Consider the following 25,384-nt stretch of genomic DNA (forward strand, 5'->3'; position numbering starts at 1 on the left):
CCGTATCGCTCCCTGTGCCAGCATTGCCCTGTTACAGGTAGCTGGCAAGATAAGGTCGAGCCCATGGAAAAGGATGCGCGGAAGCCCAAGATCGGGCGTTTCAGCGCGATTGCAGACATGAATATGCCTCAGGCGATTGACGCGGATAGCACGGTGCGCTTCGGTGACTATGCCTTTCATCGGCAGCAGCGGCTGGTGAGCAAGGCGGGTTGGCCGGTGCCGTTGGGCGGGCGGGCTTTGGATATTCTGGCGGTGCTGCTGGAGTCGCCAGGGCAATTTATCAGCAAGGCCACCCTGATCGAGCGGGTCTGGCCGTGCAGCGTGGTGGAAGAGAACAACCTGCGGGTGCACATCGCCGCACTGCGCCGTGCCCTTGACGGGCAACGCTTGATTATCAACGACCCCCAGCGCGGTTACTGCTTCGCCGCCCCCGTGCGGGTCGCGGCTGCCGCGGTGCTGCCCCGGCATAACCTTGCCCCCCGGCTCAGCCCGCTGATCGGTCGCGATGAACTGCTGGGCGTGCTGGTGCGGCGGGTGTCCGGGCAGCGCCTGATGACCCTGACCGGGTGCGCCGGCGTGGGCAAGAGCACCTTGGCCCTGGCCCTGGCCGAGCGCGTGTTGCCGCGCTACCGCGACGGTGTGTGGTGGGTCGACCTGGCCACGGTGGAGGCGCCGCTGATGATGCTGCGCCACCTGGCCACGATCCTGCATCTGGAACCCGGCGGCAGTGTCACGCAGTTGTGCCGCCAGTTGGTCTCCCGGCAATTGCTGCTGGTACTCGACGGCGCCGACCTGCTGCTCGGTGCCTGTCGACATCTTTTGCGGGCGCTGCGCGAAAATGCGCCCCAGGTCAGCGTGCTGGTCAGCAGTCGCGAAGCGTTGCAGGCCCCAGGCGAATGGGTGCTGCGCGTGCCCCCGCTGGGCGTGCCGGCGCCGTCGGCGCTGGGCAGTGTTGAACAGGCCATGGCGTTCCCCGCCGTGCAACTGTTCGTCGCCCGGGCGTGTGCCGGCCAACAGGGCTTTGTGTTGCGCCGACAGGACCTGGCGCCATTGCGGGACATCTGCCGGCGCCTCGACGGTATTCCCCTGGCCCTTGAACTGGCGGCCGCCCAAGTGGACGCGCTGGGCGTGCGCGGTTTAAAGGCGCAGTTGCACAGTGGATTGCAGGTACTGACCCGGGGCCGCCGCACAGCGGTGGAGCGCCACCAATCCCTGACCGCGGCCCTGGACTGGACCTACGAGCGCCTGAGCCTGCCGGAGCGCTGGCTGTTCCTGCAACTGAGCCTGTTCAAGATGGCTGTGACCTTGCCCACCCTGGGTAAGCTGGTGGCCGGCACCGAGCTGGAACACGCCGATTTGTCGTACCTGCTCGGGCGGCTGGTCGGCACCTCGCTGCTGAGCCTCGAACCCGGTCCGGGTTATCCGCGCTATCGTCTGCTCAACAGCGTGCGCAGCTATGGCCTGGCACTCCTGCGTAACCCGCAGCAGGTGGCGCGTTTGCAGCAGGGTTATGGGCATTACCTGGGAGCGTTTTCAGGCCGGCCGTTTGTCCTGCAACTCGTCGAGCAGGCGGCGTACGCGGACTAGGTCCTGGGTGGCGAAGCCTTCGCTGAATCGCGCGTAGACCGAACCCAGCAGGTCGCGAGCAGCCTGCACACGACCCTGCTGTTGCCACAGCCGCGCCAAGGAGTCCGCACAGCGCAGTTCCCAGGCCAACGCGCCTTGCTGGTGTGCCAGGCCCAGGGCTTCGAGCAGCAGCGCCTCGGCCCCGTGGGGATCGGCCATGGCCTCGGCGCGCACGCGCAGGATCTCCGGGCTGCACCAGCCGGCCGCACCGCTCCGGGCGCGTTCGAACAAGGCCTCATCCACTGCACGGGCGTTGAAGGTCACCAGGATGTCTGCGACCAGCCCCAATCCCTGCACATCGGCGATCTGCGCCGTGCCTTCGTAGCATTGCGCCCAGGTGTGGAACAACTGCACTGAATGCTTTTGCGCCTGTTGCAGGAGGAGGTCCAAGCGGTCGCGGGCTGCAAGGGTGTCGCCGTTGCAATGGGCGATGACCACCCCGGCCAGGGCCAGGGTGTAGCAAATCGACGTGCCGTGGTTGATCTGCAACGCCAGCTCCAGCGCCTGGCTGGCGGTGCGCCACGCACGTTCGGGAAAACCGCGCAGCCACAGGATGCGCGCGAGGATGGTCAACGAGGCCACGCTCTGGTCGTACTGCACGCCAAAGCCGTGGGTAAACCGGTTGAGATGGCCGCTCTGGGCCATGCGCTGGATCACCTGTTCGGCATTCTGCTGCGCCAGTATCTGATTGCCGGCGAAGTGCTGCGCCAGCACCCTCAGGCGTTGGGCGCTGAGGGCCAGCAACGGTTCTGCCTGTGGCCCCAACCGGTCGAAATGCAGGCTTTGTTCCAGGGCCTCGCGGTAGTTGCCGCCACACAGGCTGACCGCCATTTGCCCCGACACCGCGCGCAGTTGGCCGACCAGGTTGCTGTCGGCTTCGGCCAGGCGCCGTGCATGGGCAAAGGCTTCGATGGTCTGCGGCGTACCGCCCTGGATGTGATAGGAAAAACTGCCGAAGGCCAACTGCAGGGCCATGTTCAAGTGCGGGCTCGGCGTGCTCGATTGCCCCAGCCGCGCCAGGGCCTTGCCCACATACAGGCCGTGTTCGCGCAGCAGCGACAGCTCCTGCCACAACGGCATGGCGCTGACGGTGAGACGAATGCCCAGCAGGTGCACGCCCTGGTCGCCCAGGCCCCAGTCGAGGGCGGCACGAATGTCTTCGCGCAGCGGCGCATAGCGGTCGATCCAGGTTTGGGTGGCGGTCTGTTCCCAATCGTCCTGCGCCTGGTTCATCAGCACCAGGCAGCGCCTGGCGTGGTGTTCACGGGTGGCGTCGAGTTCATTGGCAACGCTGAGTTTTTCCAGGGCATAGGTGCGGGTGATGTCCAGCAGGCGATAGATCACCTCGTCATCCCCGGCCTCCACATTGAGCAAGGATTTCGCCACCAGCTGGGTGATCGAACCCAGCACCTCGGCCGGTGCAACCTGTTGCCCGGCGATTACCGCCGCCGCACTGGCCAGGCTGAAACCACCGCGGAACACCGCGAGGCGACGCAGACAGATCTGCTCGCAGCCGGTGAGCAATTCGAAGCTCCAGTCCAGGGTGGCACGCAAGGTTTGATGGCGGGGCAGGGCGCTGCGTCGGCCACGGGTGAGCAGGCGAAAGTTGTCTTCCATCTGCACCAGCAGGCCGGGCAGGCCGAAGCGCTCGATCTGCGCGGCCACCAACTCGATTGCCAGGGGAATGCCGTCCAGGCGTTGGCAGATATCAATGGCCAGGGGCAGTTCGGCTTCGCTCAGTTCAAAGCTGTCCTGATGGGACATGGCCCGCTCGATCAGCAGTTGCAGGGCTGGATAACCCAGGGCCTGAGCGCGGTTACCGGTGGCGGGCGGGCAGGCCAGGGGTTCCAGGCGCTGCACCGACTCGCCCTCGGCGCGCAAGGCCTCGCGGCTGGTGGCGAGGATGTGCAATTGGGGCGCGTGGCGCAGCAGGGCCTCGCTGATCAGCGCGATGTCGTCCAGCAGGTGTTCGCAGTTGTCGATCACCAGCAGCAACTGGTGCTCCTGCAGGCGGCGTGCAAACACGGGCAACGGTTCGTGCTCGGTGTGGGTGAGGTCGAGGAGCGCGGCGAGATTGGGCAGGATCATCGACGGCGCGCTGAGAGGCGCCAGGTCCAGCAGGCGAATACCGTCGCGGTAATGGCCGATCAACAATTCCGCCACGCGCAAGGCGACGGTGGTCTTGCCGATGCCGCCAGCGCCGGTCAGGGTGATAAAGCGCTGCTCGGGCAGCTGCTGTACCAGGCTGTCGATCAGGGCCTGGCGGCCAAGCATGCGCGTGCGTCGCAGCGGCAGGTTGTGGCTCGGGCGTTGGGGGGCGCCTTCGGTCGGTAGGCTCATCGGCTCGATGCTCAGTGGCGCCACAAAACTGTAGCCACGTTGGGCCACCGTAACGATATAGCGCTGCCCGGCCTGGCCATCGCCCAGGGCCTTGCGCAGCGCCGCCATGTGCACCCGCAGGTTGCCGTCTTCCACCACGCTTTTGGGCCAGACCCGGGCGATCAGTTCCTGCTTGCTCACCACCGTGCCGGCCTGCTCCAGCAGGATCAGCAGGATGTCCACGGCCCGCCGTCCCAAGCGCAATGGGCGACCGGCCTCCAGCACCAGGCGCTGGTGCGGGTGGATACGGTAAGGGCCGAAATGCACGGCCTGGTCGCGTGGGGCACTCATGGGTGGCCATGCTCTGGGAAAAGTAAGCGGCCAGCATATTCCAGGTGCATGCAGACCACTAGGCAGCGATCTCTTGAGGCTTGTGACGCAGTTGGTGATTTCGCCAGGTCATCGGGTTGACGCCCTCGCTGCGCGTGAACATATGGCAGAAATGCGCCTGGTCGCAAAACCCGCACTCCAGGCTGATTTGCGTGAGGCTCAAGGAGGAGCCGGTGATCAGTTCCTTGGCCCGCTGGATGCGTTGCTGGCGTATCCATTCCTGGGGCGACAGCCCGGTGGTGCACTTGAATGCGCGGGAAAAATGGCTGCGCGACAGGGCGCAGGCCTGGGCCAGGTCGGCAATCGCCAGGCTTTCGCCGAGGTTGGCGAGGATCAATTGCTTGGCGATTCGTTCGCGCCGGGGGCACAGGCCGCCGGTGGCGGATAAGCGAGGAGCACAATACGCAGGTCGGGCCATGACGGATATCCGCAGTCGATGGGAGCGTTCCCGGTGAATGGATGCAGTGTAGACCGGCTCATTTTTGGCGCCCCACCGTCTGGCTGGCGAGTTAATCGTTGTTAATTTCGCCAGGTTCGGTCACGAAAAAGACAGCACAGGCATGCAATCCAGGCAGTGTTTTGCCTGCTTAGCTGGCAGCCTGCTAACCGTTTGGATACCGCCATGAACCGCAACGACCTGCGCCGCGTCGACATGAACCTGTTGGTGATTTTCGAAGCGCTGATGTTCGAGAAGAACCTGACTCGGGTCGCCGAAAAGCTCTTCATGGGCCAACCGGCGGTGAGTGCGGCATTGGGCCGGCTGCGAGATTTGTTCGACGACCCGTTGCTGCTGCGCAACGGCCGGGGCATGGAGCCCACGCCACGCGCCGTGGCGATACTCAAGGAGCTGCAACCGGCCATGGACACCATTTCAGGCGCAGTCAGCCGCGCCAAGGATTTCGACCCTTCCACCAGCTGTGCGGTGTTCCGCATCGGCCTGTCCGACGACGCCGAGTTCGGCCTGTTCCCGCCGTTGCTCAGCCAACTGCGCGAAGAAGCGCCGGGCATTATCGTGGTGGTACGCCGCGCCAATTACCTGCTGATGTCCGCATTACTGGCCAGTGGCGAGATCTCGGTGGGCGTGAGCTACACCACTGAACTGCCGGCGAATGCCAAGCGCAGGAAACTGCGGGACATTCCCTGCAAGGTGCTGCGCGGGGATGACGGCGTCGAACCGCTGACCCTCGACGATTATTGCGCACGGCCCCATGCGATGGTGTCGTTCTCGGGGGACTTGAGCGGCAATATCGACCTGGACCTGGCCCGTATCGGCCGTGCCCGGCGGGTGGTGCTGGCGGTACCGCAGTTCAGTGGCTTGCGGGCGCTGCTGGCCGGTACGCAGATTATTGCCACGGTGCCGGACTATGCGGCGTGTGCGTTGACCGAGGGCACGGCGCTGCGGGCAGAGGATCCGCCGTTTGCGATCGATGCGGCGGAGTTGTCGATGGTGTGGAGTGGGGTGCATGACAATGACCCGGCGGAGCGGTGGTTGAGGGGCAGGATTGCGCAGCATATGGCGGGAGGGGGGTGAGCTTGGTGGCCTCTGGGCCTCCCACAGTTTGATCTGCATAACCCCCCAACCCCGACTACCGGCTCTTGTAAGAAATTTCCCAGAGGAGTACAAATGTACTCCATGACGACCCTGACCCCCCGCCGCACCGCCATCCTGACCTTCATCCGCGACCGTATCGCGCAGCAAGGCCAACCCCCCAGCCTCGCCGAGATCGCCGAGGCGTTCGGCTTTGCCTCCCGCAGCGTCGCGCGCAAGCACGTCGTGGCCCTGGCCGAAGCCGGTTTCATCGAGGTCAACCCCAACCAGGCGCGCGGCATTCGTTTGCTCAACCAGCCCCCGCGCCCGGAGTGGCTGGATGTCCCTGTACTCGGCCGAGTGGCAGCCGGCCGGCCCATCGGCGCGGATGCCGACGTGCACAGCCGCCTGCAACTCGACCCCGCCACTTTTGCGAAAACCCCGGATTACCTGTTGCGGGTGCAAGGCGATTCGATGATCGAAGACGGCATCCTCGACGGCGATCTGGTGGGCGTACGCCGCAGTGCCGAAGCCTTGAACGGGCAGATTGTGGTGGCGCGCCTGGACGGCGAAGTCACCATCAAGCGTTTCGAGCGCAGTGGCGAGCGTGTGCGTCTGCTGCCGCGTAACCCCGCATACGAACCTATCGTGGTCGGCCCCGACCAGGACCTGGCCATCGAAGGGGTGTTCTGCGGCCTGGTGAGGCAAGGCTGATGGGCGCCGTGGTTGCACTGGATACGCTGTTCAATGGCGGCCGCGTCTGGAAAGGCCGGCCTGTCGCGCCTCCGGCCAGCGTGCAGCCTACGGGGCTGGCGGCGCTGGATGCGGTGCTGCCCACGGGCGGCTGGCCGGAGTCGGCCTTGAGCGAAATCCTGATGGCCAGGGACGGTATCGGCGAACTGCAACTGGTGCTGCCGACCCTGGCGCGATTATCGGCGGCGGGGGAGCGCATTGTGCTGGTGGCGCCGCCCTATACCCCGTACCCCCACGCATGGCAGAACGCCGGGGTGGATTTGCGCCAGCTGTCGGTGGTCCAGGCCGAGGCGCGGGATGTGCTGTGGGCGGTGGAACAATGCCTGCGCTCCGGCAGTTGCGGCGCGGTGCTGTGCTGGCCGCACAAGGCGGATGACCGCGCCTTGCGTCGCTTGCAGGTGGCCGCGGAAACCGGGCAGACCCTGGCGTTTGCCTGGCGCGCCTTGAGTGAAGCGATCAACCCTTCGCCCGCCGCTCTGCGCCTGGCCGTCGAGGCCAAACCTGCCCGGGTGCGGGTGCTCAAGTGCCGGGGTGGCTTGGCTCATCCGGCGCCGATTGCACTGGCGGGGCACTGAGGTTGCCATGCGCTGGGTGTGTATTGTCTTCCCGCAATTGGCGCTGGACGGGGTGCAGCGCCTGCACCCCGAGCCCGACCAACCCCTGGCGCTGCTGGCCGGCACACCGCAGCGGCGCGTGCTGCAAACCGTCAATGACGCCGCCCGCGCACTGGGCCTGCGCCCGGGGCAATCGCTGACGGCCGCCCATGCCCTGGCCAAGACCTTTGCCAGTGCCGAATACGACCCCGTGGAGATCGAGCGCTGGCAGCAGTTTCTCGCCGCCTGGGCCTACCGCTTCAGCTCCCAGGTCAGTGTGTATTACCCGCGTGCCTTGCTGTTCGAGATCGAATCGAGCCTGGGCCTGTTCGGGCCCTGGCCTCGGTTCGAGGCACGCCTGCGCCAGGAGTTGACCGAGCTGGGCTTTCGTCACCGTATCGTCGCCGCCCCCAACCCGGCGGCGGCGCGGGTGCTGGCCAATCTCTACGATGGCCTGGCCGTGGCCGATGAGGAGGGGTTGCTCCAGGCCCTGGCGCCATTGCCCATCGACCGCGCCGGCCTCGACCCGCAGGCGGCCACCGCGTTGTCGCGCATGGGCCTGCGTACCCTGGCCCAGGTGCAGGCGTTGCCCCGGCACACCCTGGCGCGGCGCTTTGATGCCGGCCTGCTCAAGCACCTCGATGCCTTGACCGGGCAACGGCCGTTGGCCCTGGCGTTCTATCAGCCGCCGGACCAGTTCGATGTGCGCATCGAGTTGAATTTCGATGTGCAATCCCACCAGGCCTTGTTATTCCCCCTGCGCCGTTTGACCGGCGACCTCTCGGCGTTCCTCTGCGGCCGTGACAGTGGCGTGCAGCGTTTCGACCTGCACCTGGAACATGCCGATGCACCGGACAGTGTGATCAAGGTCGGCCTGCTGAGCGCCGAGCGTGAGCCGGCGATGCTGTTCGAACTGGCCCGTGGGCGCCTGGAGCACGTGCAAGTCACCTCGCCGGTGCGCGGTTTTCGCCTGGTGGCCCAGGACCTGCCGGTGTTCGTGCCGCAACGCCAGGACCTGTTCGACGATCGCCCGCAACAGACCCTGCCGTGGGAACAACTGCGCGAACGCCTGCGTGCGCGCCTGGGGGATGAGGCGGTGCAAGGCCTGCGCTTCCATGCCGACCATCGCCCCGAATGCGCCTGGCAAATGGCGGCGGATAAAAGCCCGTGCGCCACCTTGAACAAGGTGCGGCGTCCCGGCTGGTTGCTTGACGAACCGACCTTGCTGGCCGAGCAGGGCGTGCAGATCCTCATGGGCCCGGAGCGCATCGAATCCGGCTGGTGGGACGGTGCCGATATTCGCCGCGACTACTACCTGATCCAGACCCGAGCCGGCCAGCAAGGCTGGGCCTATCGCTGCGTGGGGCAAAGCGATGGGCTGTGGCTGCAGGGCTGGTTCGCATGAGCCCCCATAGGCTGCAACCGGCCCTCTGTAGGAGCGAGCTTGCTCGCGAAAAACCTAAGGGCACCGCGATGGCCCAGGGCTCCCGCGTCATCGTTAACGCGCTTCGCGAGCAAGCTCGCTCCTACAGGCGGCGGTGGCCATGAGTTATGCCGAGCTGCACTGCCTGTCCAACTTCAGCTTCCAACGCGGCGCCTCCAGCGCCCTGGAGTTGTTCGAGCGGGCCAAGCGCCAGGGCTACAGCGCCCTGGCGATCACCGATGAATGTACCTTGTCGGGCATCGTGCGGGCCTGGCAGGCGGCGAAGGCGGTGGGCTTGCCGCTGATTATCGGCAGCGAAGTGCGCATCGAAAACGGCCCGAAACTGGTGCTGCTGGTGCAGGACCTCAGCGGCTACCAGCACCTGTGCCGCTTGATCACCGTGGCCCGACGCCGGGCTGAAAAAGGTCGCTACCGCCTGCTGCTAGAAGACTTCGAGCAGCCGTTGCCCGGCCTGCTGGCGCTGTGGGTCGCCGAAGACAGCGACACCCAGGTCTCCATCCACTGGCTGCGCCGTACCTTCGCCGAACACCTGTGGCTGGCGGTGCACCTGCACTGCGGCCAGGACGATGCGCGGCATCTGGAGCAACGCCTGCACCTGGCCGCCAGCCTGCAGATTCCGGCGGTGGCCTGCGGCGATGTGCATATGCATGCCCGTGGCCGCCGCGCCCTGCAAGACACCATGACCGCGATCCGCCATCACGTGCCGGTGGCCGACGCCGGCACGCGCCTGCACCCCAACGGCGAGCGGCATCTGCGCAGCCTCGACGCCCTGGCCACGCTGTACCCGCAGGCGCTGCTCGACGAAACCCTGGCCATCGCCCAGCGCTGCCGCTTCGATCTTGGCCAGTTGCGCTATCACTACCCGCGCGAGCTGGTGCCCGAGGGCCACGATGCCGAATCCTGGTTGCGCGCCGTCACCGACGAAGGCATCGCCCGGCGCTGGCCGCACGGGGTCGACGCCAAGACCTTGCAGCAGATCCATCACGAGCTGACATTGATCAGCAAACTGGGTTACGAAAGCTACTTCCTCACGGTGCACGACATCGTGCGCTTCGCCCGCAGCCGGTCGATCCTGTGCCAGGGCCGGGGCTCGGCAGCCAACTCGGCGGTGTGTTTTGCCCTGGGCATCACCGAGATCGACCCGAGCCTGACGAGTACGCTGTTTGAGCGCTTCCTGTCAGAGGAACGCAACGAGCCGCCGGACATCGACGTCGACTTCGAGCACGAACGTCGCGAAGAAGTGCTGCAGTACGTGTTCCAGCGCTATGGCCGTACCCGCGCGGCGCTGACGGCGGTGGTCAGCAGTTACCACGCCGCCGGTGCGGTGCGCGATGTGGCCAAGGCCCTGGGCTTGCCGCCGGACCAGATCAACGCGCTGGCCGAATGCTGCGGGCGCTGGAGTGACGATGCGCCGCCCCTGGAACGCCTGCGCGAAAGCGGCTTCGACCCGGACAGCCCGATCCTGCGCCGTGTGCTGACGCTCACCCAGCAACTGATCGGTTTTCCCCGGCACCTGTCCCAGCACCCCGGGGGCTTCGTGATTTCCGAATACCCACTGGATACCCTGGTGCCGGTGGAAAACGCCGCCATGGCCGAGCGCACCATCATCCAGTGGGACAAGGATGACCTCGATGCGGTCGGCCTGCTCAAGGTGGATATTCTCGCCCTGGGCATGCTCAGCGCGATCCGCCGCTGTTTCGATCTGCTGCGCCGCCATCGTGGCCGTGACCTGTCGCTAGCGACGATCCCCCAGGAAGACCAGGCCACCTACGCGATGATCAGCAAGGCCGACACCATCGGCGTGTTCCAGATCGAGTCGCGGGCGCAGATGTCGATGTTGCCCAGATTGCGGCCGCAAACATTCTACGACCTGGTCATCGAGGTCGCTATCGTGCGCCCCGGGCCGATCCAGGGCGGCATGGTGCATCCCTACCTGCGCCGACGTAACGAAGAGGAGCCCACCACCTATCCGTCGCCGGAGCTTGAGGCGGTGCTCAAGCGCACCCTGGGCATCCCGCTGTTCCAGGAACAGGTGATGCAGATCGCCATGGTCGCCGCCGACTACAGCCCCGGCGAGGCCGACCAGTTGCGCCGTTCCATGGCCGCCTGGAAACGCCATGGTGGCCTGGAACCGCATCAAGCACGCCTGCGCACCGGCATGTTGAAAAATGGCTACACCGAGGCTTTTGCCGCGCAGATCTTCGAACAGATCAAGGGCTTCGGCAGCTATGGTTTCCCCGAGTCCCACGCGGCCAGTTTCGCCTTGCTGACCTACGCCAGTTGCTGGCTCAAATGCCATGAGCCGGCGGCCTTCGCCTGTGCGTTGATCAACAGCTGGCCCATGGGGTTCTACAGCCCGGACCAGATCCTGCAGGATGCGCGGCGCCATCGCTTGCAGATCCGCCCGGTGGATGTGCAGGCCAGCGACTGGGATTGCAGCCTGGAACCCATCGATGGCCAGCAACCGGCGATTCGCATGGGGTTGCGCATGATCTCGGGGTTTCGCGAAGAGGATGGGCGGCGCATCGAAGCCGCACGTCAGCGCCGGGCGTTCAGGGATATTGCCGATCTGGACGCCCGCGCCGGGCTGGATGCGCGCACCCAGGCGTTGCTGGCGGATGCCGGGGCCTTGCGTGCCCTGGCCGGCAACCGGCATACGGCGCGCTGGGCCGTGGCAGGGGTGCATAAGCAGCTTGGCTTGTTCGCCGGCCTGTCCAGCCCCGATGAGGCGCGGGTGGAACTGCCGAAACCGACGGTGGGCGAGGATCTGCACGCCGACTACGCCATGCTTGGCACCACCCTTGGCCCGCACCCATTGGCGCTGCTGCGCGCCGAGCTGCGTAAACGGCGTTGCCGCAGCTCGAATGAACTGCAGGCGGTGGAGCACGGGCGCACTGTCAGCGTCGCCGGGCTGGTCACCGGTCGCCAGCGCCCCGGCACGGCCAGTGGCGTGACCTTTGTCACCCTCGAAGATGAATTCGGCAACCTCAACGTGGTGGTCTGGCGCGACCTGGCCGAACGTCAGCGCCAGGCCCTGGTGGGGTCGCGATTGCTCAAGGTGGACGGGCGTTGGGAGGCGGTGGGCGAGGTGCGACACCTGATCGCCGGGCGCCTGACCGACCTGACGCCACTGCTGGACGGCATCACGGTGCGCAGCCGGGATTTTCACTGAGGCGGGTAGCGCCGGCGGTGATTACCCCCTAATTTATACAAAATGAAACCATCGCCCCTTGATACGTTCCAAATTTTGCGACCGTCCTTTCTCTGCGCAGAGCCGAACGATGCAATTCTTATCCGACCCCCACGGCTGTGAAGGTTGGGCCGGCGAAATGGCCCAGCGCATTCGCGCATTTGACTGGTCAACCACCGACCTGGGACCCCTTGACCGCTGGTCCACCAGCCTCGCCTGTACCGTGCAGATGATGCTGGCATCCCCCGTGCCCATGGTGATGCTCTGGGGGCCGGCGGGGTACATGATCTACAACGACAGCTATTCGGTGTTTGCCGGTGGCCGCCATCCTTATTTGCTCGGCACGCCGGTGGAGCTGGGCTGGCCGGAAGTCGCCGACTTCAACCGCCATGTGGTGGACACCTGCCTGGCCGGCGGCACCTTGTCGTTCAACAACAAAGACCTGGTACTGCTGCGCAACGGCCAGCCGGAAACGGTGTGGCTGGATCTTTATTACAGCCCCGTCGCCGGGGATAACCAGCAACCGGCCGGTGTGCTGGCGATTGTGGTGGAGACCACCGCCCACGTGCATTCCGAACGCGTGCGCCAGGAATTGACCCATAACCTGGAGCAGCGCGTGGCCGCCGAAGTCCAGGCGCGTTCCGCCGCCGAAGACCAACTGCGCCAGTCGCAAAAGCTCGAAGCCATTGGTGGCCTGACCGGTGGCGTGGCCCACGACTTCAATAACCTGTTGCAAGTGATCGCCGGCAACCTGCACCTGCTGGCCCGCCATGAACCGGAGAATGCCCAGGTGCAGCGGCGGGTCACGGCGGCCATTGCAGCGGTGGAGCGGGGCGCCAAACTGTCCTCGCAACTGCTGGCCTTTGCCCGGCGCCAACCGTTGTCACCGGCCGTGTACAACCCGCAGCGCATCTACGCCGGGCTGGGCGAACTGCTGCAACGTGCGTTGGGTGAAACCATTCATATCGACGTGCAGTTGCCCCAGGATTCCTGGTGCATCAACGTCGATCGCAACCAGTTGGAAAATGCGCTGCTCAACCTGGCGATCAACGCCCGCGACGCCATGAAAGGCGAAGGCGTGATTCGCATCACCGGCGAAAACATCATCCTCAACCCCAAGGATTGCCGCGGCAAAAGCATCAAGCCAGGCGAGTATGTGCGCCTGGCCGTCACCGACATTGGCGTGGGCATGCCGGCAGCGATCCTGTCGCGGGTGTTCGAGCCGTTTTTCACCACCAAACGCGATGGCCACGGCACCGGCCTTGGCTTGAGCATGGTGTTTGGTTTTGTCCGCCAGAGCGGTGGGCATGTGGACGTGTGGAGCGAGGAGGGCAAGGGCACCGTGGTGCAAATGTACTTTCCGCGCAGCCTGGGCGAAGAAGTCCAGGAGACTCACTCAGAACCCGTGCCCCACGACATGGGCCAGGAGACCATCCTGGTGGTGGAGGACAACGAGGATGTGCGGGTGACCGTGGTGGATCTGCTCGAACAGGCAGGCTACACGGTGTTGACCGCCGAAGACGGCGACCGCGCGATGCAAGCCTTGCAGGACGGCGTGCGGCCCGACCTGATCTTCACCGATGTGGTGATGCCCGGCCGTATCAAAAGCACTGACCTGGCCGAGTGGGCCCGCGTCCAATCGCCGCCGGTGGCGGTGCTGTTCACCTCGGGGCACACCCGCGACATCCTCTCCAGCAATCACCTGCTCAGCGCTGACATTCATTTGCTGAGCAAACCCTACAGCCCCGAGGCCCTGACGCAACGGCTGCGCAGCGTGCTCACCGCCAGACAAGGTTGTTCATGACGTCACAGCGCAACATGCCTCCGATCACTGCCCAGCACCTTGGATTCGTAAAGGTGCGCGGCGCCCGCGAACACAACCTGAAGAACGTCGACGTGGACATTCCCCGGGATGCCCTGGTGGTGTTTACCGGCGTCTCCGGCTCGGGCAAATCGTCCCTGGCGTTTTCCACGGTGTATGCCGAGGCCCAGCGCCGCTATTTCGAATCGGTGGCGCCCTATGCACGGCGCCTGATCGATCAGGTCGGCGTGCCGGATGTCGACAGCATCGAAGGTCTGCCGCCCGCCGTGGCGTTGCAGCAGCAGCGCGGCACGCCGAGTGCGCGTTCCTCAGTGGGCAGTGTGACCACCCTCTCGAGCCTGATCCGCATGCTGTATTCGCGTGCCGGCAGCTACCCGCCGGGACAGGCGATGCTGTATGCCGAGGACTTTTCGCCGAACCTGCCCCAGGGCGCGTGCCCGCAATGCCATGGCCTGGGCCGTGTGTATGAAGTGACCGAGGCGCTGATGGTGCCCGATCCGTCCCTGACCATCCGCCAGCGCGCGGTGGCGTCCTGGCCCCTGGCGTGGCAGGGCCAGAACCTGCGCGACATTCTCGTGACCCTGGGCTATGACGTGGATGTTCCCTGGCGCGACCTGCCGAAAAAACAGCGCGACTGGATCCTGTTCACCGAAGAAACCCCCACCGTACCGGTGTATGCCGGTTTCACCCCGGCGCAAACCCGCGATGCACTGAAACGCAAGCTGGAGCCAAGCTACCAGGGCACGTTCAGCGGCGCGCGGCGCTACATCCTGCACACCTTCACCCACACCCAAAGCGCGCTGATGAAGAAGCGCGTGTCGCAGTTCATGCAGGGCAGCGCCTGCCCGTTGTGCGAGGGCAAGCGGCTGACCCGGGCGGCGCTGTCGGTGAAGTTTGCCGGGGTGGACATTGGCGAGTTGTCGCAACTGTCATTGACGCAATTGGCCGCGTTGTTGCGGCCGGTGGCGGCGGGGCAGGACAAGATGAAGCTGTCGGTGGAAAAACGCCTGGCGGCCCAGCGCATCGCCGAGGATCTGCTGGAGCGGGTCAGTACCTTGATCGAATTGGGGTTGGGCTATCTGTCCCTGGAGCGCAGCACGCCGACCCTGTCGTCCGGGGAGTTGCAGCGCCTGCGCTTGGCCACGCAATTGGGCTCGCAGTTGTTCGGGGTGATCTATGTGCTGGATGAGCCCTCGGCAGGCTTGCATCCGGCAGATGGCGAAGCGTTGTTCACCGCGCTCGAACGCTTGAAAGCGGCGGGCAATTCGTTGTTTGTGGTGGAGCATGACCTGGAAACCATGCGCCGCGCCGACTGGCTGATCGATGTGGGCCCGGCCGCCGGCGAGCATGGCGGGCACGTGCTGTACAGCGGGCCACCGGCCGGTCTGGCGGACGTTGAGGCGTCGCAGACCCGGGCCTATCTGTTCGCCGACAAGCGCCCTGGGAACCCGGCGCGCCGTGAACCCAGCAACTGGCTGAGCCTGGAAGGCGTGACGCGCAATAACCTCAAGGACCTGAGCGTGGATGTCCCGTTGGGTTGCTTTACGGCGGTCACCGGTATTTCCGGCTCGGGCAAGTCCAGCCTGGTCAGCCAGGCGCTGCTGGAACTGGTGGGCAGCGGCCTCGGCAGCCGGGTGGAAAACGACGAAGAGCCGAGCCTGGAAGACGACGCCCCGCAAATCAGCGGCGGGCGCATCAGTGCCGGTCTGGAGCACATTCGCCGCCTGGTGCAGGTGGACCAGAAACCCATCGGCCGCACCCCGCGCTCCAACCTGGCGACCTACACCGGTTTGTTCGACAACGTGCGCAAGTTGTTTGCCGCCACGCCAGCGGCGAAGAAGCGCGATTACGACGCCGGGCAGTTCTCCTTCAACGTCGCCAAGGGCCGTTGCCCGAACTGCGAAGGCGAGGGCTTTGTCAGCGTCGAATTGCTGTTCATGCCCAGCGTCTACGCCCCGTGCCCGACCTGCCACGGCGCGCGCTACAACCCTGAAACCCTGGCCGTCAAATGGCAAGGCCTGAGCATCGCCCAGGTGCTGGGGCTGACCGTGGAACAAGCGGTGGAGGTGTTCGCCGAGCAACCTGGGGTACTGCGTTCACTGCACGTGCTGCGGGATATCGGCCTGGGTTACCTGCGCCTTGGGCAGCCGGCGACGGAACTGTCCGGCGGCGAAGCGCAACGCATCAAACTGGCCACCGAGCTGCAACGCAATGCCCGTGGCGCGACGTTGTATGTGTTGGACGAACCCACCACCGGGCTGCATCCGCGGGATGTCGACCGCCTGCTCAGTCAGCTCAATCAACTGGTGGATGGGGGGCATACGGTGGTCGTGGTGGAACATGAAATGCGTGTGGTGGCCCAGAGTGACTGGGTGATCGACATCGGACCGGGGGCCGGGGACCTGGGCGGCAAGGTGGTTGCCAGTGGGACACCGCAGACGGTGGCCAAAAACAAGAAAAGCCGGACTGCACCGTTTCTCGCTCAAGAGCTGCTTTAACAAACATGAGGTCCAAATGTGGGAGGGGCGGTGCGACGATTCGACTTGCCCCCAATTGCCATGGGTATCTACACAGCTTGAGCGAGCCTTCTGCGTAGATACCGTCTTATCCAACACCGCGCAAATCCGTAGCAGCTGTCGAGCGCAAGCGAGGCTGCGTCGGTCGCGACTCGAGCTTGAATCGGCAGCGCGCCTGACGCAGCCTCGCTTGCGCTCGGCAGCTGCTACGCACTATTGAAGTTGTGTAGATACTCATGCCGAATCGTCTTACCGCCCCTCCCACATTTGATCAGTATTGGTTCAGGTTGATCTGTGCCCTGGCCTGCTTCACCACATTCTCAACCGTAAACCCGAACTGCTCCTGCAACTTCGCCAGCGGCGCCGACGCGCCGAAGCTGTTCATCACCACCTTGGCGCCGGTCTGGCCGACATAGCGGTCCCAGCCCAGTGGCCCGGCCTGTTCCACCACTACCCGGGCCTTCACTGCCGGTGGCAACACGCTGTCGCGGTAGGCCTGGTCCTGGTCTTCGAACAGTTCCCAGCTGGGCATTGAAACCACCTGCGCGGCAATCCCTGCGCTTTTCAATTGCTCATACGCGGCCACCGCCAGGCTGACTTCACTGCCGCTCGCCAGCAGAATCACCTGAGGATCATCCGCCTTCGCCAGCACATAGGCGCCCTTGGCCGCCCCCGATGCCGCCGCGTACTGGGTACGATCCAGCGTCGGCAGGGGCTGGCGGGACAGCACCACGCAACTTGGCCGGTGGGTCTGCGCCAGCGCGACCTTCCACACTTCCAGGGTTTCATTCGCGTCGCCGGGGCGCAGGGTCAGCAACCCCGGCGTGGCGCGCAGTTGGGTCAGGTGTTCGATGGGCTGGTGGGTCGGCCCATCTTCGCCCACGCCAATCGAGTCATGGGTGAAGACGAACACCACCGGCAACTCCATGATCGCGGCCAGGCGTATCGGCGGCTTCATGTAGTCGCTGAACACCAGGAACGTCGAGGTGTACGGCCGCAGGTAGGACAGCGCCATGCCGTTGGCAATCGCGCCCATGGCGTGTTCGCGGATGCCGAAGTGCAGGTTGCGCCCGCTGTAGTCGTCGGCACTGAAACGCCCGGCACCGTCGAAGGTGAGGTTGGTCTTGGTCGAGGGCGACAGGTCCGCCGAGCCGCCGAGCAGCCACGGGATCTGCCGGGCAAAGGCATTCAGTACTTCGCCACCGGCGGCACGGCTGGCCACGCCCTTGCCGTCGGGGTCGAAACCGGGCAGGTCATCCTGCCAACGCTCCGGCATTTCGCCGGCACGCATGCGGCGCAACTCCTCGGCCAGTTCCGGCTCGTGCTGCTGCAGCTGCGACAGGCTGTGCTGCCAGGCGTCATATAACGGCTGGCTGCGCTCCAGCAGGGCGTCACGCAACACCGTGCGGGCCTCATCGGGGACCAGGAAGCTGGAATCCTGCGGCCAGCCATACGCGGCCTTGGTCAGGCGGATTTCCTCATCGCCCAACGGCTCGCCATGGGCGGCGGCGGTGTTGTGTTTGTGTGGCGAACCGTAGCCGATCACGCTGTCGACCACGATCAGGGTCGGCGCGCCGGTGTTGCCCTTGAAGGTGTTGAGCGCCTCGCTCAAGGCCTGCAAATCATTCGCGTCGGTGACGTGCACGGTGTGCCAGCCATAGGCCTGGAAGCGCTTGATCACGTCCTCGCTGAAGGCCAGCTCGGTGTGGCCTTCGATGCTGATGGTGTTGTTGTCGTAGATCCAGCACAGGTTATCCAGCTTCAGGTGCCCGGCCATGGACGCGGCTTCGCTGCTGATGCCCTCCATCATGTCGCCGTCGCCGCACAGGGTGTAGACGTTGTAGTCGAACAGCACCTGGCCGTCGCGGTTGAAACGCTTGCCCAGCCAGCGCTCGGCCATGGCCATGCCGACGCTGTTGGCGCAGCCCTGGCCCAGCGGCCCGGTGGTGGTTTCCACACCGGTGGTCATGCGGTACTCGGGGTGGCCGGGGGTCTTGGAACTCATCTGGCGGAACTGCTTGATATCGTCCAGGCTGATCGCCGGTTGCCCCGAACGTTTGCCGTGGGCATCGATCTCGACCACACCGGCCAGGTGCAGCAGCGAATACAGCAGCATCGACGCATGCCCCACCGACAACACAAAGCGGTCACGGTTGGGCCAGTCGGGATGCTCGGGGTGGTAACGCAGGCAGCGGCTCCACAGCGTATACCCCACCGGTGCCAGGCCCATGGGCGTGCCGGGGTGGCCGGAGTTGGCCTTCTGCACGGCGTCCATGGCCAGGGTGCGCAGGGTGTTAATGCATTGGGTGTCGACAGCGGTGGCAGCATGAGTCATGAAACCGTTCTCCCTCGGGTGGCGATCTACAGTGGAGGGCTGGGTGTGGCAAAGGTTTGATCCCATTGCCCGCGCCACGACGAACGGGGATGGATTGACCCTGAACATGACAAGACCGGCTGGAATGGGCTAGCTTCAAGGGGGTAAGCCATTGATCAACATGCGGAGGTACGCCATGCCAGTGAAACACGACCTGTATCAGGATTTGGGGTTGAGCAAGGAAGCCGTTCACGAACGCAGGGCGAACGACAAACGCCTGGACTCGCTGTTCACTCAATACGATGCGGCCGATGGGGAGGTGCTGAAGGCGGAATCGGCCAAGGCCAGCGATGAGGAGGTGGAGAAGCTGAAGAAGAAACGCCTGTTGGTCAAGGACGAGATTGTGGGGCGATTGGGTTAAATGAAAATCTTGACCCACCGGTAGGAGCGAGCTTGCTCGCGAAGAACGTCAACGATTACGCAGCTCTTCTGATTTAACGCGGCGTTCTCAAGTTTTTCGCGAGCAAGCTCGCTCCTACAAAAGCACAGCGTATTTATTCAGGATTGTCTTAGGGACATCATTCACGCCACTGTCTATGATCCCGCTCGCCCGCCCGGCTCAGGGGACTGTTACGGCGCAAGGATTGCGCCGGTGAGCCGGGTGGGCACTCTCCGTTTTTACACCAGCAGTGTCCGGGTGCATTCATCTATGGAGCGCTGCTGCGTCTCGCCATACACCTTCAATTCATCGACAGTCGTGCGCCCCAGGGCCTTCTCGAATTCGGCCTGGTTCGAATTGGCCGCGTAGTGACTCTGCGCCCCATCCCCCAGGTTCGACTGGAAAATCCCCGCCGCACTCACTGGCAGGAAATCCTCATACACCAAGGGTTCGACAGCCACATGGCCGGCGGCGACCAGTGCCTCCAGTGTGCGTGGTTGATCGGCCTGGCCGCGTGCCGCCAGGCCTTTCTCCGTGGCGAAGTAGCGGAAGTAGGCCAGATCCTGCTCACGCATCTGCCCGTGGTTATCCGGGAAGGCCTGGAAGTGCTGCTCCATCAACTGCATGTAGCGCGCGGCATTGCCCTCGTTGGGGAAGGCGCCCAGTTCGTCGCGCGCGGCATTCAGCAGTTGGTCGTACAGCGCGCGGCCCTTGGGCGTCAGCGCCACGCCACGCTGTTCGATTTCGCCGAAACGCGCGCTATGGCTGCCCTGGGCATCGGTGAAGGCGATGGGTTCATCGAGGGCCTTGAAGCTGGTCTGGCGCAACAGGATCGGGCACTGGCGGCGGGGCGGCCCTTCGATCACGGCCTTGGGGGTGATGCCCTTGCCGGGCATGGCGGCCTGGACCTGGTCGATGTCCAGGGTGCGCGGGGTCAGGTGGTTGATGTGCGGGCCCTTGAAGGCCACCACGTCGGCGATCAGGCGGTGCTGGTCGCTGAGTTGCTGGTACTGCGCGGCGGTCACGGTCGCGGTGTGGTGCCAGCGGAAGGTTTCCAGGGCCTGGCGCACAAATTCATCGGCATCCGCAGCGTTGAGGCCACCGTCCTTCTCCGCTTGTTCGATCAGCGCCAGGGCGCGGGGGGTGAATATCGAGCGCTTGGCCAGGGCGGTTTCGGCGAACCCGCGCAGCTCGGGGTTTTCGATCAGCTCCAGGCGCAGCAATGAGGTAAACACGCGAAACGGGCTGGTCTGCAGCGCGCTTTCGTGCACGGCGCGGAACGCCGTGGAATGCACCGGGACGCCGGCAGGGGTCAGGTCGTAGTAACCCACCGGCTGCATGCCCATCACCGCGAACAGGCGGCCGATGGTCGCCAGTTCCGCCGCGGTGCCGAGGCGGATGGCGCCATGGCGCTCCATGTCCAGGCGCTGGATCTCACCGGTGCGTTGCAGCTGTTGCGCCAGGCCCGGTTCGCTGGCGAGTACGCGGGCGTTGGTGGCGGCGACCAGCTCCATCAGTGCGCCATACAGCGGAACTTCATCTCGGTACATGTCGGACATGGCCTTGGAAAAGCCCTTGCGGATCTCGTCGGGGCTGACATGTGCGGTGCTGTGCATAGAAAAATTCCTGATGACGATGCTGATGGGCGCGGCCGATGCCTGGATTTTGTTGGGCTATGGGCGGGCGTGCAAACGAAGAATCCTCTGGACTTCATTCTGCAAATGAATGAAATGACGTGAATATGACAAAAAACGGCGGCAGGGAAATTTCATTTTCCAGGCCCTTTTCTAAAGAAAGCTTCACGAGGTCCGCCCTGGCCGGCATGAAAGAATCGTCACGTTTGCAGAGCCGACAGTGGGTTTGCACGCCAAACACGATAAAAAAACATTCAGGGGCCGCAGTTAATGAAAATTTCTACACTGGCGCTGTCGATCACCGCCGCCGTTCTTGCACAACAGGCTTACGCTGATGACTTCGGGCTCGGCTCGCTGGGCACAGGCAATGGCCACAGCGGCTTTCTCGAAGACAGCCATGCGTCCGTCAGTTCGCGGACCATGTACTACAGCGCAGATAACCGCTCGGGCACCAACAACGACTTGCGTGAAGCGGCCACCGCGCTGCGTTTCGACTACAAATCCGGCTTCACCCAAGGCACCGTTGGCCTGGGTTTCGACGTGATGGCCTTCGGCGCCCTGCGTCTGGACGGCGGCGATGGTCACACCGCAGGCCCGGGCCTGGCGGGTAATGGCAACAGCTTCTTCCCGACCAAAAACAACGGCACCGAGCCGGCCGATGCCTTCGGTCGCGCGGCCGGCAACGTGAAGTTCCGCATTTCCCAGACCGAGTTGCATGTCGGTGGTGGCCTGGCGCCGGTGTTGCCGATCCTGGTCTCCAACGACAGCCGCGTGGCGCCGCAAACCTTTGACGGCGGCATCCTCACCTCCAACGATATTCCCAACGTCACCTTCACCGGCGGCGAGCTGAACCGCGCCGAAGGCCGTGCCTCCAGCAACTCCACGGGCTTGAGCGTGGCCGGCGGTACGCGCGACAGCGACAGCTTCAAGTTCGGTGGGGTGGACTACAAGCCGTTTGGTTCGTCCGACAACGCCATCGCAAAAAACCTGACGTTGCAGTACTACTACGCCCAGTTGCAGGACTTCTACAAACAGAACTACGTCGGCCTGGTCCACGTGCTGCCCCTGGGCAACGACCAGTCGTTCAAGACCGACCTGCGTTACTTCGACAGCAGCAGCGACGGCAAGAATGGCGAAAGTGGCTACCAGTTCAACAACAACGGCGGCTACGCCAAGCACGCCAACGAAGTGGACAACAAAACCTACAGTGCCGCGTTCACCTACCAACTGGGCGGCAGCAGCCTGATGCTTGGCCACATTGGCGTGGGTGACGATGGTGGTTTTGTCTGGGTCAACCAGGGCAGCCTTGCCGATCCCCACGCCCAAGGCGCCGGCGGCAGCGACTTCTACCTGTTCACCGATGCGGTGGTGGGCCAGTTCTCCCGGGCGGGCGAGCAGGTCAACTTCGGGCAGTACGCGTATGACTTCAAGGCCTACGTGCCGGGCCTGAAAGCGTCCGTGGCCTACCTGGACGGTACGGATATCAAGTCGAAGGTCGCCGGTGGCCCTGACCAGAAAGAAAACGAAACCGACTTCCGCCTGGACTACGTGGTGCAGGCCGGTCCTCTGAAAGGCTTTGGTACCACCTTGCGTACCGGCACCTATCACGGCAAAAACACCGGCACCGCCGACCAGGACCAGACCCGCCTGATCTTCAACTACACCTACGCCATCTTCTAAGTCTTCATGTGCACCCGGGCGTCATTGGGCTCTACACTGCTCCTCACCTGGTAGGCGATGGAGGACCCGATGACGGCCACACCCGACACCCGAATACTGGACACGATCGAAGGCCAACGCCTGGCGACGCCGGAGGCCGAGCGTTGGCGCGAGTGGGGCCCCTATCTGAGCGAACGCCAATGGGGCACGGTGCGCGAAGACTACAGCGCCGACGGCGATGCCTGGGCTTACTTCCCCCATGAACATGCACGCAGCCGCGCCTACCGCTGGGGCGAGGATGGCCTGGCCGGCTTCAGCGACAAGGCGCAACGCTGGTGCCTGGGCCTGGCCCTGTGGAACGAGCGCGACGCGATCCTCAAGGAACGCCTGTTCGGCCTGAATAATGCCGAGGGTAATCACGGTGAAGATGTCAAGGAACTGTACTTTTTCGTCGACGGTGTGCCCAGTCATGCCTATATGCGCATGCTCTACAAATACCCCCATGCCGCCTTTCCCTACGCCGACCTGATCGCCGAAAACGCCCGCCGTGGGCTGGGCGATGCCGAGTACGAGATCCTCGATACCGGTGTGTTCGAAGACAACCGCTACTGCGACGTCAGCGTCGAATACGCCAAGCATCAGCCCGACGATATCTTCATGCGCGTCACCGTGCACAACCGCTCGCAACAGCCGACGCGCCTGCAGGTGCTGCCGCAGGTGTGGGCGCGCAATGACTGGAGCTGGACCTTTGATGCACCCAAGCCGCAGTTGAGGCTGGACGGCGAATACGTGCTTGCCCGTCATCATGAACTGCCCGATCGGCATCTCAGCGCCTGGGGCCAGGAGGGCCTGGAATGGCTGTTCTGTGAGAACGAAAGCAACTTCCCGCTGCTCGACGGGCAACCGGCGCCGGGGCCTTTCAAGGACGGGATCAACGACTACGTGGTCGAAGGGCTGGACGCTGCGATTCGCCGCGACACCGGTACCAAGGTGGCCGCGCGCTTTATCCTTGAACTGGCGGGCCTGCAAAGCCAAAGCCTTTACCTGCGCTTTGCGCCCGTGGACGCGCCCGAGGTCAACGCGCGCAAACTGTTTGAACAGCGGCGCCAGGAGGCCGATGACTTCTACGCCGCCTTGCAGCAAGGCATCGCCGATGACGATGCGCGCAATGTGCAGCGCCAGGCCCTGGCCGGCTTGCTGTGGTCCAAACAGCTCTACTATTTCGATGTGAACCAGTGGCTCGACGGCGACCCGGCCCAGCCCGCGCCACCGCCCGAGCGCCTGCATATCCGCAATACCCATTGGCGGCATCTGTCCAACTTCGACATCCTCTCCATGCCCGACACCTGGGAATACCCGTGGTACGCCTCTTGGGACCAGGGTTTCCAGGCGGTGGCGTTTGCCCTGATCGATCCGGGGTATGCCAAGCAACAGCTGTTGTTGCTGGTGAAGGACCGCTTCATGCACCCCAACGGCCAACTGCCGGCCTATGAATGGCGTTTCGACGACGCCAACCCACCGGTGCATGCCTGGGCCAGCTGGCGCGTGTACCAGCAGGACAAGGCGCTGACCGGTGTGGGCGACCTGGATTTCCTCGAGCGGATTTTCCACAAGCTGCTGCTGAATTTTTCCTGGTGGGTCAACCGCAAGGACGCTGAGGGTCGCAACCTGTTCCAGGGCGGCTTCCTGGGGCTGGACAATATCGCCTTGTTCGACCGCTCGGCCGCGTTGCCGCCGGGTTATCAGCTCGATCAGGCCGACGGCACCGCCTGGGTGGCGGCGTATGCGCTGGACTTGATGCGTATCGGCCTGGAGTTGGCCAAGCGCAATGCGGTGTATGTCGATATCGCGGTGAAGTTTTTCGAGCATTTCCTGTATATCGCCGGCGCCATCAACCGCGTCGACGACAGCGCCGAAGGCCTGTGGGACGAGCACGACCTGTTCTTCTACGACGTACTGCACCGTCCCGATGGCCAGAACGAGCCGGTGCGGCTGCGCTCCATCGTCGGCCTGATGCCGTTGTTTGCCGTGCTGGTGCTGGAGCAACGCGAACACGAGGGGCTGGAAGGGTTGCGTGAACGGCTGTTGGGTTTCATGCATCACCGGCCGGACCTGGCCAAACTGGTGTCGCGCTGGAACGAACCGGGGCAGGGCAATCGCCTGTTGCTGGCGCTGTTGCGTGGCGAGCGCACCAAGGATTTGCTGCGGCGCATGCTCGATGACGACGAATTCCTCTCGGCCTTTGGCGTGCGTTCCCTGTCCAAGGCGTTCGCCGAGCAGCCACTGGCGCTGAAGATGAATGGCGACACCCTGTGCGCCCGTTACCAGCCGGGTGAATCCGACTCGCGCCTGTACGGCGGCAATTCCAACTGGCGCGGGCCCTTGTGGATGCCGGTGAACTACATGCTGATCGAATCGCTGCGCGAATTTCACCGCTACTACGCGGACAACTTCTCGGTGGAATACTCCACGGGCAGCGGGTATCTGGCATCCCTGGAGGACGTGGCCGACAGCCTCAGCCAGCGGATGACCCGCCTGTTTCTGCGGGATGAAAACGGTTCACGACCGTCGATGGCGGGGTATGCGCAGTTGGAGGCGGACCCGGCCAGTCGTGACCTGGTGTTGTTCCATGAGTATTTCCATGGCGAGACGGGGCGGGGGTTGGGGGCTTCGCACCAGACCGGATGGAGTGCGTTGGTGGCGTTGCTGCTACAGCCCAAATGCGGGAGGGGGCTTGCCCCCGATAGCGGTGGGTCAGTCAACTGATGACGCGACTGACAAACCGCCATCGGGAGCAAGCCCCCTCCCACAGGGATTCAGGGTTGCCCGTGAATCAGGAAGGGAACAGTTCGCTCAGCTTCATGGCCAGCATCATGTCGCCTTCGGTGCGCAGCTTGCCGCCCATGAAGGCCTGCATGCCGTCGGTGGAACCGTCGACGATGCCCTCCAGGGTCTCGCTGTCCATGACCAGGGTCACTTGGGCGTCTGGGTTTTCGCCTTCCAGCAGTTCGCAGGTCTTGTCTTTGACGACCAGGGAAAAGTTCTTGGTGTCGTCGATACGGAAACCGAACACCAGGTCCAAGCCTTCGGCAGCGCTTGGGTTGAATTTGGCTTTCATTGCTTCTACGGCTTTAGCTACGTCAGTCATGGTTTCGAT

The 25,384-nt window shown here is 64.3% G+C and carries 16 protein-coding genes; 11 read left to right on the plus strand and 5 right to left on the minus strand.

The genetic code is table 11. From position 1 onward, the window contains the following. Positions 1–63: 63 nt before the first annotated feature. Positions 64–1,587, plus strand: coding sequence for a winged helix-turn-helix domain-containing protein (locus F6S08_RS12940; protein ID WP_137213174.1), 1,524 nt, complete (start codon positions 64–66; stop codon positions 1,585–1,587). Here the strand turns inward: F6S08_RS12940 and F6S08_RS12945 are convergent. Together F6S08_RS12945 and F6S08_RS12950 are read right to left on the minus strand one after the other, a co-directional pair. Further along, on the minus strand, positions 1,534–4,296 hold the full coding sequence (locus F6S08_RS12945) for an ATP-binding protein (RefSeq protein WP_315871686.1): 2,763 nt from the start codon (positions 4,294–4,296) through the stop codon (positions 1,534–1,536). The two genes, F6S08_RS12940 and F6S08_RS12945, sit on opposite strands and share 54 nt — an antisense overlap. 58 nt (positions 4,297–4,354) lie before the next feature. Continuing rightward, positions 4,355–4,753, minus strand: coding sequence for a helix-turn-helix domain-containing protein (locus tag F6S08_RS12950; RefSeq protein ID WP_090403294.1), 399 nt, complete (start codon positions 4,751–4,753; stop codon positions 4,355–4,357). 204 nt (positions 4,754–4,957) lie between these two features. Between F6S08_RS12950 and F6S08_RS12955 the strand changes: the two genes are divergently transcribed. The 7 genes from F6S08_RS12955 (at position 4,958) to uvrA (ending at position 16,163) form a co-directional block, all read left to right on the plus strand. Next, complete coding sequence (locus tag F6S08_RS12955; RefSeq protein WP_027608660.1) at positions 4,958–5,866, plus strand: LysR family transcriptional regulator; 909 nt, start codon at positions 4,958–4,960, stop codon at positions 5,864–5,866. 93 nt (positions 5,867–5,959) lie between these two features. Next, positions 5,960–6,577 carry a transcriptional repressor LexA gene (gene lexA, locus F6S08_RS12960; protein ID WP_137212499.1) on the plus strand — a complete coding sequence of 206 codons (618 nt, stop codon included), beginning with the start codon at positions 5,960–5,962 and terminating at the stop codon, positions 6,575–6,577. Next, a complete protein-coding gene (imuA, locus tag F6S08_RS12965) occupies positions 6,577–7,191 on the plus strand; it encodes a translesion DNA synthesis-associated protein ImuA (RefSeq protein WP_027608658.1) in 615 nt (204 codons plus the stop codon). The genes lexA and imuA overlap by 1 nt, the downstream gene beginning before the upstream one ends. 7 nt (positions 7,192–7,198) lie before the next feature. Further along, positions 7,199–8,614 (plus strand): Y-family DNA polymerase, encoded by a 1,416-nt coding sequence (locus F6S08_RS12970; protein ID WP_065927186.1) that lies wholly within the window; start codon positions 7,199–7,201, stop codon positions 8,612–8,614. A gap of 139 nt (positions 8,615–8,753) precedes the next feature. Next, the gene (locus F6S08_RS12980; protein WP_315871687.1) at positions 8,754–11,825 is read left to right on the plus strand and encodes an error-prone DNA polymerase; all 3,072 of its coding nucleotides are present in this window, start codon (positions 8,754–8,756) and stop codon (positions 11,823–11,825) included. Positions 11,826–11,934: 109 nt separating this feature from the next. Beyond that, positions 11,935–13,647, plus strand: a complete 1,713-nt coding sequence (locus F6S08_RS12985) for an ATP-binding protein (RefSeq protein WP_074847018.1) — start codon at positions 11,935–11,937, stop codon at positions 13,645–13,647. Next, positions 13,644–16,163: an excinuclease ABC subunit UvrA gene (uvrA, locus tag F6S08_RS12990; protein ID WP_137212501.1), complete on the plus strand. Its 2,520-nt coding sequence runs from the start codon at positions 13,644–13,646 to the stop codon at positions 16,161–16,163. Before F6S08_RS12985 ends, uvrA begins: the two co-directional genes overlap by 4 nt. 289 nt (positions 16,164–16,452) lie before the next feature. Here the strand turns inward: uvrA and tkt are convergent, their stop codons facing one another. Beyond that, positions 16,453–18,516: a transketolase gene (gene tkt / locus F6S08_RS12995; protein WP_315871688.1), complete on the minus strand. Its 2,064-nt coding sequence runs from the start codon at positions 18,514–18,516 to the stop codon at positions 16,453–16,455. A gap of 175 nt (positions 18,517–18,691) precedes the next feature. Here tkt and F6S08_RS13000 point away from each other — a divergent pair, with 175 nt between their 5' ends. Then, on the plus strand, positions 18,692–18,916 hold the full coding sequence (locus tag F6S08_RS13000; protein ID WP_027608652.1) for a DUF465 domain-containing protein: 225 nt from the start codon (positions 18,692–18,694) through the stop codon (positions 18,914–18,916). A gap of 257 nt (positions 18,917–19,173) precedes the next feature. On the opposite strand, the gene F6S08_RS13005 is transcribed toward F6S08_RS13000, so the two are convergent. Then, positions 19,174–20,550 carry a VOC family protein gene (locus tag F6S08_RS13005; RefSeq protein ID WP_065948186.1) on the minus strand — a complete coding sequence of 459 codons (1,377 nt, stop codon included), beginning with the start codon at positions 20,548–20,550 and terminating at the stop codon, positions 19,174–19,176. A gap of 288 nt (positions 20,551–20,838) precedes the next feature. Here F6S08_RS13005 and F6S08_RS13010 point away from each other — a divergent pair, with 288 nt between their 5' ends. After that, positions 20,839–22,248 carry an OprD family outer membrane porin gene (locus F6S08_RS13010; protein ID WP_065927180.1) on the plus strand — a complete coding sequence of 470 codons (1,410 nt, stop codon included), beginning with the start codon at positions 20,839–20,841 and terminating at the stop codon, positions 22,246–22,248. Between the two features lie 69 nt (positions 22,249–22,317). Then, a complete protein-coding gene (locus F6S08_RS13015; RefSeq protein WP_315871689.1) occupies positions 22,318–24,993 on the plus strand; it encodes an MGH1-like glycoside hydrolase domain-containing protein in 2,676 nt (891 codons plus the stop codon). A 67-nt stretch (positions 24,994–25,060) separates the two neighbouring features. Here the strand turns inward: F6S08_RS13015 and F6S08_RS13020 are convergent, their stop codons facing one another. Beyond that, positions 25,061–25,375, minus strand: coding sequence for an SCP2 sterol-binding domain-containing protein (locus F6S08_RS13020; RefSeq protein WP_065927178.1), 315 nt, complete (start codon positions 25,373–25,375; stop codon positions 25,061–25,063). Between the last annotated feature and the right edge of the window lie 9 nt (positions 25,376–25,384).

The organism is Pseudomonas sp. JV449, from assembly GCF_032424295.1.
GTDB classification, from domain to species: domain Bacteria; phylum Pseudomonadota; class Gammaproteobacteria; order Pseudomonadales; family Pseudomonadaceae; genus Aquipseudomonas; species Aquipseudomonas marginalis.

What these genes read in the sequence shown, in the direction of transcription:
- lexA (WP_137212499.1), top strand. Translation starts at nt 5,960, where the DNA reads ATGTACTCCATGACGACCCTGACCCCCCGCCGCACCGCCATCCTGACC.
- F6S08_RS13010 (WP_065927180.1), top strand. Translation starts at nt 20,839, where the DNA reads ATGAAAATTTCTACACTGGCGCTGTCGATCACCGCCGCCGTTCTTGCA.
- F6S08_RS12970 (WP_065927186.1), top strand. Translation starts at nt 7,199, where the DNA reads ATGCGCTGGGTGTGTATTGTCTTCCCGCAATTGGCGCTGGACGGGGTG.
- F6S08_RS12950 (WP_090403294.1), bottom strand. Translation starts at nt 4,753, where the DNA reads ATGGCCCGACCTGCGTATTGTGCTCCTCGCTTATCCGCCACCGGCGGC.
- F6S08_RS12940 (WP_137213174.1), top strand. Translation starts at nt 64, where the DNA reads ATGGAAAAGGATGCGCGGAAGCCCAAGATCGGGCGTTTCAGCGCGATT.
- F6S08_RS13015 (WP_315871689.1), top strand. Translation starts at nt 22,318, where the DNA reads ATGACGGCCACACCCGACACCCGAATACTGGACACGATCGAAGGCCAA.
- F6S08_RS13000 (WP_027608652.1), top strand. Translation starts at nt 18,692, where the DNA reads ATGCCAGTGAAACACGACCTGTATCAGGATTTGGGGTTGAGCAAGGAA.
- F6S08_RS12985 (WP_074847018.1), top strand. Translation starts at nt 11,935, where the DNA reads ATGCAATTCTTATCCGACCCCCACGGCTGTGAAGGTTGGGCCGGCGAA.
- F6S08_RS13020 (WP_065927178.1), bottom strand. Translation starts at nt 25,375, where the DNA reads ATGACTGACGTAGCTAAAGCCGTAGAAGCAATGAAAGCCAAATTCAAC.
- F6S08_RS12980 (WP_315871687.1), top strand. Translation starts at nt 8,754, where the DNA reads ATGAGTTATGCCGAGCTGCACTGCCTGTCCAACTTCAGCTTCCAACGC.
- uvrA (WP_137212501.1), top strand. Translation starts at nt 13,644, where the DNA reads ATGACGTCACAGCGCAACATGCCTCCGATCACTGCCCAGCACCTTGGA.
- F6S08_RS12945 (WP_315871686.1), bottom strand. Translation starts at nt 4,296, where the DNA reads ATGAGTGCCCCACGCGACCAGGCCGTGCATTTCGGCCCTTACCGTATC.
- imuA (WP_027608658.1), top strand. Translation starts at nt 6,577, where the DNA reads ATGGGCGCCGTGGTTGCACTGGATACGCTGTTCAATGGCGGCCGCGTC.
- F6S08_RS12955 (WP_027608660.1), top strand. Translation starts at nt 4,958, where the DNA reads ATGAACCGCAACGACCTGCGCCGCGTCGACATGAACCTGTTGGTGATT.
- tkt (WP_315871688.1), bottom strand. Translation starts at nt 18,516, where the DNA reads ATGACTCATGCTGCCACCGCTGTCGACACCCAATGCATTAACACCCTG.
- F6S08_RS13005 (WP_065948186.1), bottom strand. Translation starts at nt 20,550, where the DNA reads ATGCACAGCACCGCACATGTCAGCCCCGACGAGATCCGCAAGGGCTTT.